The sequence below is a fragment of the Mycobacterium bohemicum DSM 44277 genome (assembly GCF_001053185.1).
In the GTDB taxonomy this organism is placed as follows: domain Bacteria; phylum Actinomycetota; class Actinomycetes; order Mycobacteriales; family Mycobacteriaceae; genus Mycobacterium; species Mycobacterium bohemicum.
Map to the genome: position 1 here is coordinate 205628 of NZ_CSTD01000001.1, position 14007 is coordinate 219634.

At 69.1% G+C, this 14007-nt stretch carries 15 protein-coding genes and 1 pseudogene; 4 read left to right on the forward strand and 12 right to left on the reverse strand.

Translation table 11 applies throughout. The annotated features are described in order from the left end of the window. Positions 1–129: 129 nt before the first annotated feature. From BN971_RS00990 to BN971_RS01025, 9 genes and pseudogenes are all read right to left on the reverse strand, one after another. On the reverse strand, positions 130–771 hold the full coding sequence (locus BN971_RS00990) for a TetR/AcrR family transcriptional regulator (RefSeq protein ID WP_085179096.1): 642 nt from the start codon (positions 769–771) through the stop codon (positions 130–132). A 36-nt stretch (positions 772–807) separates the two neighbouring features. After that, entirely contained in the window at positions 808–1713 is a 906-nt protein-coding gene (locus tag BN971_RS00995) for a haloalkane dehalogenase (protein WP_085179097.1), read from the reverse strand. Positions 1714–1791: 78 nt separating this feature from the next. Continuing rightward, complete coding sequence (locus BN971_RS01000; protein ID WP_276010855.1) at positions 1792–2982, reverse strand: MalY/PatB family protein; 1191 nt, start codon at positions 2980–2982, stop codon at positions 1792–1794. Positions 2983–3032: 50 nt separating this feature from the next. Next, the gene (locus tag BN971_RS01005; protein WP_085179099.1) at positions 3033–4019 is read right to left on the reverse strand and encodes an alpha/beta fold hydrolase; all 987 of its coding nucleotides are present in this window, start codon (positions 4017–4019) and stop codon (positions 3033–3035) included. A 210-nt stretch (positions 4020–4229) separates the two neighbouring features. Continuing rightward, positions 4230–4739, reverse strand: a complete 510-nt coding sequence (locus tag BN971_RS01010; protein WP_085179100.1) for a lipoprotein LpqH — start codon at positions 4737–4739, stop codon at positions 4230–4232. 97 nt (positions 4740–4836) lie between these two features. Beyond that, positions 4837–5574 (reverse strand): hypothetical protein, encoded by a 738-nt coding sequence (locus BN971_RS01015; protein ID WP_085179101.1) that lies wholly within the window; start codon positions 5572–5574, stop codon positions 4837–4839. Beyond that, a pseudogene (locus BN971_RS24375) lies at positions 5574–5690 on the reverse strand (LLM class F420-dependent oxidoreductase); the annotation flags it as partial. The pseudogene BN971_RS24375 and the gene BN971_RS01015, both read right to left, overlap by 1 nt. A gap of 126 nt (positions 5691–5816) precedes the next feature. Beyond that, the gene (locus BN971_RS01020) at positions 5817–6644 is read right to left on the reverse strand and encodes an alpha/beta hydrolase (protein WP_085179102.1); all 828 of its coding nucleotides are present in this window, start codon (positions 6642–6644) and stop codon (positions 5817–5819) included. Next, complete coding sequence (locus BN971_RS01025) at positions 6641–7486, reverse strand: sulfurtransferase (protein ID WP_085179103.1); 846 nt, start codon at positions 7484–7486, stop codon at positions 6641–6643. The genes BN971_RS01020 and BN971_RS01025 overlap by 4 nt, the downstream gene beginning before the upstream one ends. Positions 7487–7707: 221 nt before the next feature. Here BN971_RS01025 and BN971_RS01030 point away from each other — a divergent pair, with 221 nt between their 5' ends. Together BN971_RS01030 and BN971_RS01035 are read left to right on the forward strand one after the other, a co-directional pair. Then, on the forward strand, positions 7708–8037 hold the full coding sequence (locus tag BN971_RS01030) for a DUF732 domain-containing protein (protein WP_169718541.1): 330 nt from the start codon (positions 7708–7710) through the stop codon (positions 8035–8037). Positions 8038–8112: 75 nt separating this feature from the next. Beyond that, complete coding sequence (locus tag BN971_RS01035; protein ID WP_085179105.1) at positions 8113–8559, forward strand: hypothetical protein; 447 nt, start codon at positions 8113–8115, stop codon at positions 8557–8559. Positions 8560–8577: 18 nt separating this feature from the next. Here BN971_RS01035 and BN971_RS01040 read toward each other — a convergent pair whose 3' ends face one another. Together BN971_RS01040 and BN971_RS01045 are read right to left on the reverse strand one after the other, a co-directional pair. Continuing rightward, positions 8578–9723 carry a glycosyltransferase gene (locus tag BN971_RS01040; protein ID WP_085179106.1) on the reverse strand — a complete coding sequence of 382 codons (1146 nt, stop codon included), beginning with the start codon at positions 9721–9723 and terminating at the stop codon, positions 8578–8580. Between the two features lie 101 nt (positions 9724–9824). After that, positions 9825–11414 carry a Na+/H+ antiporter gene (locus BN971_RS01045; protein WP_085179107.1) on the reverse strand — a complete coding sequence of 530 codons (1590 nt, stop codon included), beginning with the start codon at positions 11412–11414 and terminating at the stop codon, positions 9825–9827. Positions 11415–11647: 233 nt separating this feature from the next. Between BN971_RS01045 and BN971_RS01050 the strand changes: the two genes are divergently transcribed. Both BN971_RS01050 and BN971_RS01055 read left to right on the forward strand, forming a co-directional pair. Beyond that, complete coding sequence (locus BN971_RS01050) at positions 11648–12082, forward strand: protease inhibitor I42 family protein (RefSeq protein ID WP_085179108.1); 435 nt, start codon at positions 11648–11650, stop codon at positions 12080–12082. 52 nt (positions 12083–12134) lie between these two features. Next, positions 12135–12614: a hypothetical protein gene (locus BN971_RS01055; RefSeq protein ID WP_139027022.1), complete on the forward strand. Its 480-nt coding sequence runs from the start codon at positions 12135–12137 to the stop codon at positions 12612–12614. On the opposite strand, the gene BN971_RS01060 is transcribed toward BN971_RS01055, so the two are convergent. After that, entirely contained in the window at positions 12609–13871 is a 1263-nt protein-coding gene (locus BN971_RS01060; protein ID WP_085179110.1) for an alpha/beta hydrolase, read from the reverse strand. The genes BN971_RS01055 and BN971_RS01060 overlap by 6 nt on opposite strands. Between the last annotated feature and the right edge of the window lie 136 nt (positions 13872–14007).

Below are 14007 nucleotides of genomic sequence, written 5' to 3' on the forward strand. Positions count from 1 at the left end.
AGGCGGCAACATACGGATATTACATCGGGTTTAACGCTGTATCATCTTTTCCGGTCCAAAACCGGATGTGACGCGCCCCACACGCCGCTTCCCAGAGGCGTTGCGACTGCACCGAACTCGCGCCCCGCGTCAGCCGGGTTTTCGGCCGCCGGCCCGGCGACGAGCCGGACGCGGCGGAGTGCTCACGACGGGCCCGATCCAGTGCCGCAGCAGGGCCCGTAGTTCGCCGCCGGACCGCGGCGGATCCGGCGGAACCAGGACCATGGACTGGATGATGCGCAGCAGGTATTCGACCAGGTCGTCGAAATCCTTACCGCGGTAGCCCAGGGCGGCCCAGTCGATGCCGCTGTGCTCCAACATCATTCGCGACCGCGCGATCGATTCTCCCAGTACCATCTGCTGACTCATCAAACGCGTTCGATCGGTTTCCAACATCGTCGTCAACAAGGGTTCCTCCGGCAGCCGCTCGACAAGGTAAGCCACGGCCTCCACCAACAGGTCGACGGGGTCGTCGATACCCGCGATGAGGTCGGTGATGCGGGCGGTCCAGCCGCCGAGGGACACGTCGCCGGCGGCGGCGATGAGCTCGTCGATCGTGGCGAAGTACCGGTAAACGGTGGGGCGGGTGACGCCGAGGTCGCCCGCGATGACCGACAGGCTCGTCCCCCGGAGCCCCCGTCGCTGCATGCTGTCGATGGCCGCGTCGACGATGCGCTTGCGCGCCTCCTCGTCGTCGGCCGGGGGAGCGCCGCCCCAACCCTTCCTGCCCATGACGGTTCGACTATCGCCGTTCGGTCGGCAGCGCGCTCAGCGCCACGCCTGCTGCCAGGCCAGTACGCGGTCGGCGAGTTCGGGTCCGGCGTCCTCCTGGATGAAGTGACCGGCACGGATGCGGGCGTGCGGCTGACCCGCCGCGCCCGGCACGTGTTTGATCAGTGGGCGATCCGCTCGCCCCAGGATCGGGTCGCGTGAGCCGAAGATCGCCAGGCACGGTTTCTCCCAGCGGCCGAGCGCATCCCAGGCTTTCCTGTTGGCCGGGACGGCCGGGTCGTCGGGCGAGGTCGGCACCAACTGAGGGAACGCGCGGGCCCCGGCCTGATACGACTTGTCCGGGAACGGGGCGTCGTAGCCGGCGCGCACTTTGGGGGAGACCCGGCGGACGGTGGCCAGGCCGACGAGCCGGCCGGCCGGCAGCACGGGAGAGTAGCGGGCCAGGGCCCGCCACGCGTAGAACGCGGGAGTGGCGGGCCGGTCGGCGGTGGGGAGGAATCCGTTGGCGACCACCAAGCGCGCGATGCGGTCCCCCTGCTCGGCGGCGATGCGCAGCCCGATCAGGGCGCCCCAGTCCTGCACGAACAACGTGAGGTCGCGCAGATTCAGGGCCTCGAACCACGAGGTCACCCACTCGACGTGGCGCAAGTAGGTGTAGTCCTCGGTCCGGGCGGGCTTGTCCGAGCGCCCGAAGCCGATCAGATCGGGGGCGAGCACGCGGTGGCCGCCGTCCGCCAGCGGCGGGATCATCGTGCGGTAGAGGTAGCTCCACGTGGGCTCGCCGTGCAGCAGCACGATCGGCGGCCCTTCGGCCGGGCCCTCGTCGAGGTAGTGCATCCGCAGCGCCTGGGTATCACTGGCGGCCACGTCAACGTAGTTCGCTACGAACGGATAGCCCTCGAGGTTTTCAAATCGGGAGTTCGGCGTTCGCAGCACACGCATATCAGCTCCTCCGGTGGGGGTGCGTCTGGGTAAGCCTCTCTCGGCGGCGCGATTTCGTCTAGTGGGAGATTTCAGAGCTCAACGAACGGGAGGGCGCGGAAATCGCGGATTTCGCGATAGCGCGTCGTTGAGCGCGTGCCCCATGCGGGACAGCGCTTCGGCGAGAATGGCTTTCGAGGTCGCAAAGTTCAACCGCACATGGCCGGGCCCGCCGGGGCCGAAGACGTGGCCGGAGCTGAGCGCGACGCGGGCGTGGTCGAGAAACCAGCGCGCCGGCCCCGAGAGATCGGCGACCACCGCGATCCCCTCGGACGCTTCTTCGCCGATCCCCAGCTCTCGGCAGTCCAGCCATGCAAGGTAAGTGCCCTGCGGCCGCAGCAGTTTCACCGCGGGCAGGTGCTCGGCGACCAGCTGGCCCAACAGCGTCCGGTTGTCGTCCAGGCCTCGCAGCAGCGCGTCCAGCCACTCGCCGCCGGTCCGGAACGCCTCGGCGTGTGCGATGACGCCCAGGTGGCTGGCGCCGTGGCCGACCTCCTCGGGCATCCGGTGAAGGTCGGCGGCCGCCGCGGGACCGGCGATGGCCAGGGCCGCTTTGATCCCGGAGAGGTTCCACGCCTTGGAGGCGGAGGTCAACGCGAACGCATCCGCCGACCCGGGCACGGTCAGGTAGGGAACGAATCGCGCCCCCGGCAGGATGACCGGGGCGTGGATCTCGTCCGACACCACCCGGACGCCGAACCGGCCGGCCAGCTCCGCCACGGCGGTCAGTTCGTCGGCGGTGTGCACGCAACCCGTCGGATTGTGCGGATTGCACAGCAGGTAGGCGACCTTGCCGGCCGAGGCACGGGCCCGGGCGAACGCCGCCTCCAACGCGGCCAGGTCGAGCCGGCCGTCGGCGCCGAGCGGGGCGTCGATCACGCGGCGGCCGTCGTGCGACACGAACGCGTAGAACGGCGCGTAGACCGGCGGGTTGACGACGACGGCGTCGCCGCGGTCGGTGACCAGCCGCAGCGTTTCGACGACGCCGAGCATCACGTCCGGGACGATCGCGGTCCGGCCGACCTCGAGGTCGTGCCATTGCCAATGCCGGGAGGCGAATTCGGCGACCGCTTCGGCGAGCGCGGTGCCGCAGGGGTATCCGGTGTCGCCGAGGTCGATCGCCTTTCGCAGCGCCTTGGCCACGGTCGGCGGCAGCGCGACGTCCATCTCGGCGACCCAGAGCGGCAGCACGTCCTGCGGGTGCGCGCGCCACTTCATGCTGGTGCGCATGCGCAACTCGTCGAGCGCGAGTTCCTCGAGCGGATTCCGGGTCACGTCGGCTACGGGGTTCGGTCCACCAGCACCGCGCCGCCGGGTTGGTTGCCCAGCGTCTGCAGTTCGAGGTCGTCACCCCGCGCCGTCAGGCGCACGATCTCGGCCAGCTGCTGCGGGGCGTCGCACTGCAGGTAGTGGTCCGCGCCGGGCACCACCCAGTAGCGGTTGGTACCCGGCTTGTTCCTCAGGTACGTCTGCCACACGTGGTTGGGCACCCGCAGCGGAGCGACGTTGTCGTGCAGGCCCCAGACCACCGTCGTGTCGACGTCACTGCGGGAAAGCGATTGCAGCCAACTGGTTTCGTCGGCCGCGCGCTCATGCAGGTACTGGATCGTGTCGGGCAGCACGCGGATTCCGTCGTTGTGCGCGAAGCACTTTGCCAACGCAGCGATCTCGGGGTCCTGCAGGGTTCGGCGCGGCATGAACGTGCTGGCGCCCAGGCCGGCCGCCAACACTTCGGGCGTGACGGCGGCCGCCGTGGCACGCGCCGTCGCCGGGTCCAGCAGCGCCGTCTGGAACGCGGTCAGGTTCGACAGCGGAAGGAAGATGTTGGCGTTGGTCAGGACGAGGTCGATCGGTGCGACGGGCGGTTGAAGGGCCCCTAACATGCCCAGCGCAATGATGGCGACGCTGCTGCCGCGGTCGTGGGCGAGCATCCGGAACTCGGTCAGCCGCCAGACCTCGGTGATGGCGTGCACGAGCAGGCGGGCGTCGTCGTACAGCGAGTACACGTAGGGCTCGGGCGGCTTGTCGGACAGCCCGTAGCCCGGAAAGTCCAGGACGTGGATGTCGAATTCGGCGCCCAGCTCGTTGGCCAGGGCGAAGTAGTCGATGCTCGAGGTCGGGAAGCCGTGCACCAGCACCAGGGCGGGTGCCCCGGGTGTGCCGCAGCGGCGGCCGAACACCGCCACCTCCCGGCCGTCGTTGGCGGCGGTCGTCGACCGCCAGCGCAATTGGGTGCCGCCGTCTTGCCACTGCGCGAAGATGTCCAAGCCGCCAGCATTTCAGAGGCGCCGCGGTTAGACAATGAGGCTCGCGTGTCGTGGCCCGGCGTACCGGTAGTCCCAGCAGTCACAAGATCTTTGGGATGTCTCTTTGTGCCCGCCTCATAGCGACAGCGGAGCGCCTGTCGCTATGAGGCGGGCACAAAGCCAAGTCCTTCTCCGGCCGTGACCAGCGTGACGGGTGGGGACTTCGACCCCTCACGGGCAGGTCACGTGGATCCCGAACGTCACCTGGCGCGTACCGCTTTGACCGGGCGTCGTGGCCTGCCCCGTCCCGGTCACCGTGTAGCTCTTGCCGTCCTTGGTGGCCTGCACCTGAGTGGCCGTCTGCGGCGCCTGGTAGGGAAGCTGGTACTGCCCGTTGTCCACCGCCAGGGAAATTGCGAAGCCGTCGACGCTGGGCGGCTTTTCGTCGGACAGCGCCATCGACACCGACGCCGAATCGTCGTGGACGTTGATGCGGGTGGTGAGGTCACCCGACTCGGCGGGCGTCGCGCTGGGCTGCGCCGCCGAGCTGCTGCACTCGACCAGGGCGACCATCGTGTGTTTGTTTCCGTCGATCATCACGGTGGTGCTGGTCGGAGCCGGCGTGGAGCTCGGGGCAGCCGCCGGCTGGCCGCTCTTGCCGGAACAGGCGCCCAGCGCGACCACGGCGACTGCGACGGTCGCCGCAACGGTCCGCCGTCGGTGACAGCCCGAATTCGTCATCCCACCTCCTCTGCCCCAAACGTCGAGGACTATAGGTCTCGTTCGTGTCGGGAAGGTCTCATTTCTCTGGCGGCGAGTCAAACTGGGGCGCCGAAGCTCAGGGCCACGCTTCCCAGCCGACCATGCTCCGCAACGGCCCGGCGAAGACGGGCCGCACCGCCCCGGAGCGCCACCGCTGTTCGACCAGGGCGGCCACCGCGTCGGTGGTGGCGAGCGGGTCCTGGTCGAGGTAGACGACGGTGATGTACTGCGGTTCGGTGTGCCAGCCGTGGGGTAGGTGGGTCCACCCGGTGCTCGTCCCGAAGGTCCAGGCGCCGGCGGTGCCGGGCGTGGCGAGCAGGGCGGGATAGTGCTCGGCGTGCAGCCATTGCAGCCAGTCGTTCGGTCGGCCGACTCCTTCCCCGCGGGCCTCCTCCACGATCAGCAGCACCCCGCGGTGCGGCCGGAACGGCACCACCTCCGCGGACACCAGCGCCCGCGGGGACGCGTGCCACTGCAACAGCCGCAGGCCGGCCACCTGCAGCGACGGCCGGGTGACGGGGAAGCGGCCGTTTTCTCGCAGCGCCCGCCCGAGAGCGACGAAGTCGTCGAAGGTCTCCTCGACGGGATCGGCCACCAGGTAGTGGACAGCGTTGCCGATTTGGCCCAGCGGTCCCTCGGCCGCCAGGCGGCGGTCGAGGTAGTCGCCGTCGGCGATCCAGCGCAACCCGTAGACGATGCCCGGGAGCTGATATTGCTCGGGCATGTGGTCCAGCAGGTGCCAACGCAGGTAGCCGCCGTCATCATCGGGCGGGGCCGGGGCCGTGAAGCTGAAAAAGCCCGCCTTCACCCGCATTACGAGACACCCAGTTCGGCGAGCGCGTGCAGGTTCTCCAGGTAGTGCTGCAGTGAGGTATGGGTGAACACGGCGCTGACGATGGTAGCGCCGTGAGCGGCGGTCTCGGGGAACAAGGTCACCACGGGGGTGGCCACCGACAGCTTCGGGACGGTGCTCATCGGTGCGTCATCGTCGCAATGTTGCCGGGCAGGTGCGGCGCTTCCGGAAGCGCTGGTGAGCGTGGGCATCGTGGCCACTGCTTAGACTGCGGCACAACAGGATTCCAGCCAGCCTTGGATCCGCTCGGCCACCGCCGCCCAGGCCGGCTCGAGCATCATGTCGTGGCCCATCGAGGGGAAGATCTCGGCTTCAACGTGGTACGCGGTCGCCGTCGCACGGACTTCGTCCTGGGTGAAACACGTGTCGTGTTCGGCGCCCAGCACACACAGCGGCGCGCGCACGGTGCGGGGCCGCGGCAGATCGAGAAACAACATGTCCAGCACATGCTTTCCGACATATTCTTCGCCGAGTCGGGCCAAACAACGCTCGACGTCTTCGCCGGGCGCGCGCTCGGAAAAAAACGATTCGCGCGTCAATTCCGCGGTGCCGCCGATGAAGTCCAGCGACTTGCCCTGCGCCAGCGCGCGGGTGGTGCGCCACGGGTGCCGGGTGAACCTGCGCAGCAAGAACCGGGCGATCCCGCTCGGCGGTACGGACGCGAGGAGCGCGGCGCCCGGAGCGTCCTGGGTCTCCAGGTACTTCTGCACCACGAAGCCGCCCATGGAGTGCCCGATGACGACGGGCCGTCGGGGCAGTCCGTCGGCCACCGCCGCGACGTCGTCGACGAGGTCGGCGATCGAACAGAACCGGAGGGGTTTCGGCGCGGGGCTCTGACCATGCCCACGCAGGCTCACGGCCAGCGCCCGATAGCCCCGGGCCGCGAAGAAGTCGAGGAAGTGCTCGTCCCAGCACCAGGCGCCGTGCCAGGCCCCGTGCACGAAAAGCAGCGGGGGCCTGCCGGATTCGGAGCGAGGTCCTTTGTCGATCACCTCGAGTTCGGGCCCGGCTCCCCACCGTTTCACGGTCATGGTCCGCGCTCCACGGCGCGGTTCGGATCCGAACACCACTCCGACCATGACCCCGGATACAGCGCGGCGTCTCGACCCGCCGCGGCGAGCGCCGCGATCGCGACGGCCGCGGTGACGCCCGAGCCGCAATAGACGCCCAGGCCCGCGGCAGCGTCAACCCCGCTGTCGGACAGCAGTCGGGCGAGCGCGCCCTCGCCGATGAATGTGCCGTCGGGGGCCAGCACCGCACCGCTGGGAACGTTCTTGGCGCCGGGAATGTGGCCGGCGACCGGGTCGATGGGTTCGACGTCGCCGCGGAAACGCTCGGGGGCGCGGGCGTCGATCAGCGTCAGGTCGCCGGATTCTTTGGCGGTCAACGTCGCTCGGCGCCCGGCGTACAAATCGTCCTGTGTCAGGGTCACATCGCCGGGATGCGGATGCACCGGCCCTGCCTGCAGGCGGTGTCCGGCCGCCAGCCATGCGGACAAGCCGCCGTCGAGTATGCGCACCGAGTCGAGCCCCGCGGCGGTCAGCACCCACCACGCGCGCGCGGAACCGGCCCTGTTCCAGTCGTCGTACACCACCACCGGCGCGCCCCGGCGAATGCCCCAGCGGCGCGCGGCCTGCTGGAGGGTGCGTCCCGACGGCAGCGGGTGACGTCCGCGGCCCTCGACGGTGTGATCGCTGAGCTCGTCCTCGAGTGAGACATACACCGCGCCCGGGAGGTGGCCCCGCAGGTAGGCCGCGTGGCCGTCGGGCTCGTCGAGGCGCCAGCGCACGTCGAGGATGGCCGGCGGACCGCTGGAATCGAGCAGGTCGGCCAGCCCGTCGGCGGTGATCAGGACCCGATCGCGAGCGTGCACGGGCGAATTGTCCCCCGTCGCGCCCGCCCAAGTACCCGCGGGCGCCGGTTAAAAACTCCACGCGAATTAAAAGTTAACGGCGGGGGGGGGTTTGGGATTTCGGCCGCCCGGGGTGGGCGGCCGCTTGACCCCCGGCCCGCCTCCACGGGATCATTGCAGGCATCTGGCGTACCGCCAAAGATCTCCATGTAGAGCGCGAAGCTGCGAAAGTGATGAGCGAAATGACCAAGAAAATTTCAGCGTGGACATTCGGCCTGCTCCTGGCCGCCATGCTGGTGCCCTCGGCCGTTGCGCGTGCAGACCAGGACGACGCCGACTTCGTCCAGTACCTGGAGGCGCATGGCATTCACCTCGGAACGCCGGCCCAGACCCTCAACATGGCTCACGCGATGTGCCAGGACCTCGAGGCGGGTTACAGCCAGAAGGACGAGATCGACCAGCTGACGGGATCGGACAAGCTGACGCAGGCGCAGGCGGAAACCTTCATCGGCGCCGCCACCGCGGACTACTGCCCGGCCAAGCACCCGCCGTCAAAGCCGAACCCCGGCTAAAGCGGGCGCTGCCTGGCGAAGGCCGGCCCGGCCACCTGGTCGGTTTACGCTTCGTGGCGACCACGGAGGTAGACCATGACCACACCCGAACAATCCCAGCTCCGCACCCGCATGTTCGCCCGGGTGCTGGGCCCGTTCTTCACGATCGTGCCGACGACGGTTGCGGTGCGCGGCTCGTACATGCAGACGCTGTTCACGGAGTTCAAGGCCAATCCCATGTGGCCCTGGCTGTATGGCGCCATCCTCCTGATGTCCGGCCTGATCATCATCGCGTTTCACCAGTATTGGCGTAAGCCCGCGGCGGTCATCGTCTCGGCCGTGGGCTGGTTCCTCGCGATCCGTGGGCTGCTGCTGTTGACCGTTCCCCAGGCCTATTCCGCGGCCGGCAACGCCGTCTACAGCTCGGGTGCAGCCGCTGCGATATGGGTGCTTTTCGGCTGCCTCGCCGCGGCCGGGCTGTACCTGACCTACGTCGGCTGGAAGCCGGAACCCGGCGTGCAGCAGGTTCGCCCGCCCGAGTGACTCGATGGCACGAGAGAGTTATGCGGTGTGCTCGGAGTCGTCTGTGCCGTAACGCATTTCGGGCGCGCCCAGCGATGCCAGCATGCCTTCGGCCGCCCGGTGCCAGGTGAAGTCCTCTGCGCGGCGCCTGGCCGACAGGCGCCGGTGATATTCCGGTCGGCGGACGATGGCGCCGACGGCGCCGGCGATGGCGGCCGGGTGATTGTCGGCCAGGGCGCCGCTGTCCGCGGTGATGATCTCCGACAGTGCCGAGGTGCGCGACACGACGGCCGGCGTACCGCACGCCAGCGACTCCAGCGCCGCCAGACCGAACGTCTCGTGCGGGCCGGGTGCGAGCGTGACGTCGGCCGAGGCGAGCAGCCCGGCGACGGTGTGCCGGTCGTTGACGAAACCGGTGAAGTCGATCGGCAGCCGGGCGGCTTGGCGTTCCAGCCGGGCGCGCAGCGGGCCCTCGCCGACCACGACGAGCCGGGCATCGACGCCGGCGTGGTAGAGCGCGCCGAGGGCGTCGATGCTGCGGTCGACCCGCTTTTCGACCGACAGCCGCCCGCAATGGACCAGCAGCAGCTGCGTGGGTGCGGCCCAGCGCCGCCGCACCAGGTACGAGTGACGGCGCGGGTGGAAGGTCTGCAGGTCGACGCCCAGGGGGACGGTGACGGTGTTGGTCGCGCCGATGCGGTCGAACTCCTCGCGCGCAAAGGCGGTGGTGCACACCACCGTGTCGTAGTCGGCGGCGGTGCGCGCGTTGGCGATGTCGGCGAACCGCTGCGCGGGACGGCGTGGAAGTATCTGCCCCACAAGGCGATCCAGGCGCTCGTGGGAGATCATCACCGTCGTGGCGCCGTACTCGCGGCCCCACTTCCCGAGCGACCGCAGTGTCAGCCGGTCGGACACCTCCAGCGCGTCCGGCTCGAGCGTTTGCAGCAGCTCCTTGACGGGTCCGGGCAGCACCGCGCGGTAGCCGCCGGTGAAGGGAATCAATCTGGCCGGCAATGTGATTCGCACCACACCGGTGCGCAGCCTAGTCCGCTCGGCACGTTGGCCCGGCACCAGCAGAAACACCTCGTGCCCGTGCGCGCAGTATTCCGCGCCGAGCCGGTCGACCGCCGTGCGCAGGCCGCCGGAACGGGGGCCGTAGAAATTGGCGACCTGCACGACACGCATAGGGTGAGGACACGCGGCGCGCGTGTGCAGTGAACAATGCCGGACCAACACGGGCTTGAACACTGCATGAATTCAGCCGGGCAGCCCGCCCGGTCGAGCGCCTACTCGTCGTCGGCCGCGTCGAGAAGCTGGACTTCCTCGAGGTCCATCTCGTTCTGCAACTCGCGCAGCACGATGTCGTCGATGAGGTTCTGGTTGCGCAGCGAGGTGATCTCCCGGCGCTTGTGCTCGAGCACCCCCAGCCGCACCCGCCGGACCTTTTCCTTACCCCTGGCCAGGCGGTTGTCCGCACCGTCCTCGGTGGCCGCGGCGAGCGCTGCCTTCTCCTCGTATTCCTTTTGCAGCCGCCGCCGCAGGTCGTCGCCGATGCCCACCTCGTCGGCCACCGTCGGCAAGGCCTTGAGGGCCGCCTGGACGCCGCGGGTGCGGGCCAGCTCCAATTCCCGGACGTAGGCGTCGTCGTCGGGTATCTGGGCCCAGCGGACCACGGCCGGCAGCGTGCTGCCCTGCACCAGGACGGTCACCAGGATGACGACGACCACGATGAAGATGAGCAGGTTGCGGTCGGGGAACGGCCCCCCGCTGAGCGTGGTGGTCGGGACGGCCAGCGCCGCGGCCAGCGACACCGCTCCGCGGAAACCCGCCCAGACGGTGACGAAGCGTGCGCGCCAGCTGACGCGGCGCGCACGCTGAACCTCGCGGCGGTCGATGAGGCGAAGCAACGCGGTCGTCATCTCACCCCAGAAGATCCGGGACACGATCACGACGCCGGTGACGGCGAGCGCGATGTAGAGGGCGTTGCCAAGACCGCCGTCGACGCCGGAGATGCCGCGCAGCGCCCCGGGGATCTGCACCCCGACGAACACCCACAGCGAGCCGTTGATCAGAAAGGTCGCGATGTCCCAGAACGCGTAGGCGGTCAGGCGGGACCGGGCCCGGATCACCACCGGCCCGGCGTAGGCGAGCATCAGGGCCGACACCATGACCGCGACCACGCCGCTGCAGTCGAACGTCTGGGCCAAAAGGAACGCCGCGAACGGGGTGAGCAGGCTCAACGCCCCTTCCTCCTGCGGCGCGTCGATTCGCTTGCGGACCAGCGTCGCCAGCCCGCCGACGGCCAGCCCCGCCACGATGCCCCCGAGGTAGGACCCGAGGAAGCGGCCGGTCAAGTCGAGCGGGGTGATGGCGGCACCGCCGACCGCCACGTGGACGCTGACGGCGAACAAGACCAGCGCCGTACCGTCGTTGATGAGACTCTCGGCTTTGAGCACGGTCACCGACCGGCGGGGGAGCTTCTTTGCCAGGCCCGCCACCGCCGCGGCGTCGGTGGGCGAGAGCACGGCCCCCAGGACGGCCGCCGCGTGGGATTCCATCCCCAACGCCCGCGCCGTCCACGACACCGCCACCGCGGTCGCAATCACCAGGCCCACGCTGAGGAACACGATGATCCGCATGTTCGCCCGGATCTCGCGGAAGCTGATGTTCAGGCCTTCCCAGTACAGGATTGCGGGCAGGAACAGCAGCAGCACGATTTCGCCGTCGACGTGCACGTGGCCGAAATGCGGGATCAACCCCAGCAGGGCGCCGAGCAGGATCAGCAGCACCGGGGGACCGACGCGGTAGCGCCTGCCGATGACGGTCCCGACGATGACGGTGGAGACGAGCGCGACGATCAGAACGAGGCCAAACACCAGCCCAATCCTGCCGGACCGGTCCGACCTGCGCGCCTTGGGGTTTTGCCGATGCCCGCTGCCGCGATGACCTCAAACGCCACGTGAGGACGGGCCGGGAGGTGGTTAGGTGACTCTCGAAAGCGGTAGCGCGGGCGCCATCGACAGTCGCCGTGTGCGGATGGCGACCTGGAATATTAGGTTCGGAGCGGTTTGCAGCGGTTGAAGCGGGTCCACAGCGAAGGGGGAGTTGCGTGAAGATCAGACTGCTGTTGGCAGTCGTCGTGCTGGCCTCGCCACTGGTGGCGGGTTGTCACTTTGGGTCGCGGAACCCGCCGTCGACCAAAACCCTGCAGGTCTCGATGGCCGAGGTGCTCCGGCAGAGCGCCATCACGCAAGACATCACCGTGGCCGTCGGCAACACCCTCGTGTTGCGGTTGGGCTCCAATTACACGACGCCGTACCGGTGGAAGCCCGAGACCAAGATCGGTGACCCGTCGGTGCTCAAGCAGGACAGCCACGAATTCGTGCAGCCGACCTCCGACGCGCTGGGGGCGCCGGGCACCGAGGTGTGGACGTTCACCGCGTTGAAGCCGGGGACGACGACGATCAGCACGGCCTACGCCAGCATCGTCGGCGCGAACCCCACCCCCACCTGCACTTACACGGCCACCGTGACGGTCCAGTGAATCGCCGGGGCACATGCTGCGCACATTCGGCCGCTCGGTTACGGTTCGGGACGTGTTCGGCTTTTTCCGAAACTGGTCCGAGATCGGCAACCTGCCCGCCGATCTGCGCGACGAGCTGGACGCCGAGGGGCTCATCTTCGCCGCCGGCAAGGTCGGGGTGAGCCGGCGCTTCAGTGGCCACGTCCCCGGGGTCCGGTCGGCCATGGACCTTTCCCGCAGCACCGGCGGGGTCGGCTTCAGCATGGCGCGGATCGTCGCGCTGTTCCCCGCCCGCGGTGACGCCAAATTGCGGTGCATCGACTGCCCCTGGGACGCCAACACGGGGCCGGCGCGGGCGATCATCAGCGAGAAGGGCCTGCGGGTCGAGATCGACCTGCACGGGGTGGACCCCTCCTTCAGCGGCTCGATGAAGCTGAACTACAAGAAGACGATCCCCGGCGACGTGCTGCAGCAGTTGCCCGCCGATTCGCTGCGGTTCCGGGTGACCCCGCAGTTCGTGTACCGGGCCGCCGGGGTCCGTCCCAAGTCATAGCCGGGTGTCGGCGTAGACCTGCGCCAGGAATTGCTCGACGGCGACCGCGGCGTGCCCCGCGCGGGCCGACCCGAAGATGTCGAAAGCGTGTTGCGTGTACGGCAATTCGGCGTAGGCGACGGCCTGCTTGCTGACGTCGCGCAGCGCGTGGACGAACGCCCGCGCCTGCTCGACGGGAACCAGAGAGTCGTTGCGGCCATGCAGCACGAAGAACGGCGGAGCGTCGGCGGAGACGTGGTTGACCGGCGAGGCCTCGCGGTAGACCTGCAGGTTGGACGAAGGCCGTTGCTTGATCACCGACTTCACCAGCAGCCCGGGCATCATCGGGTGCATCGCGTCGTTGAAGCGGGTGAAGTCGTACACGCCGTAGAACGGCACGGCCGCCTGCACTCGGGTGTCGGCCTCTTCGAATCCCGGCTGGAACTCCGGGTAGTTGGGGGTCAGCGCGGCCAGCGACGACAGGTGGCCGCCGGCCGAACCGCCGGTGATCGCGATGAATTCGGGGTCGCCGCCGTACTCGCCGATGTGTTCTTTGACCCAGGCCAGCGCGCGTTTGACGTCGACGATGTGGGCGGGCCAGGTGTTGCGCGGGCTGTGCCGGTAGTTGACCGCGACGCAGATCCACCCGAGCTCGGCGAGGTGACTCATCAGCGGATGCGCCTGTCCCCGTTTGTTTCCCGTGGTCCAGGCGCCGCCGGGGATCTGAAACAGCACGGGCGCCTTGCCGCCCGGGTCGAGGTCGGGACGCCGCCAGATGTCGAGGCGGTTGGCCTTGCCGAACTCGCCGTAGCTGATGTCGGCGTCGTGGGCGTAGTCGCTGTAGATCCGCATCATCCGCAGCGGGCCCGGCATCTTCGCCGTGCCGGCGCCTTCGGGCCGTCGCCACAGGTCCCCGGACTCGGTGCGCCGATCGGGGCCCAGGCTTTCGTCCAGGGCGCGGGCGAGCGGAACGTTGGCCTTGTGTCCGGCGCGGCTGAAGTTGAGCAGGCCCGCTGCCGATACGGCGGCCACCAGCCACGCGAGGGTGCGCACCGGCCGGGTCAGGCGGCGGGCCGTCAGCGCCAGGCCGCCAAGCTGGCTGGCCAGCGTCTGCAGCGGCAGTTCGGTGACCACCATCCCGAAGATGAACGAGAAGATCGACAGGTATCCGCTGCGCGCCAGCGGCCGGTAGGCGTTCAGGGTGGACGCGGCGGTGACGGCCGTGACGATCAGGGAGCCGGCCTGCCGGGCGATGTGGAGGGTTCGCGCTTTCTGCATGTGGTCACCTTACGAGGCCGTCCCGGCATGCCGATTCGGCCGCCTGCCGCCGGCGGTCCAGGCATGCTTACTGGTGTGCACCTCTCGGGTTGTGTGGCGGCCCGGCCCGGCCGATCGGTCGGATGGCTGGACCGAC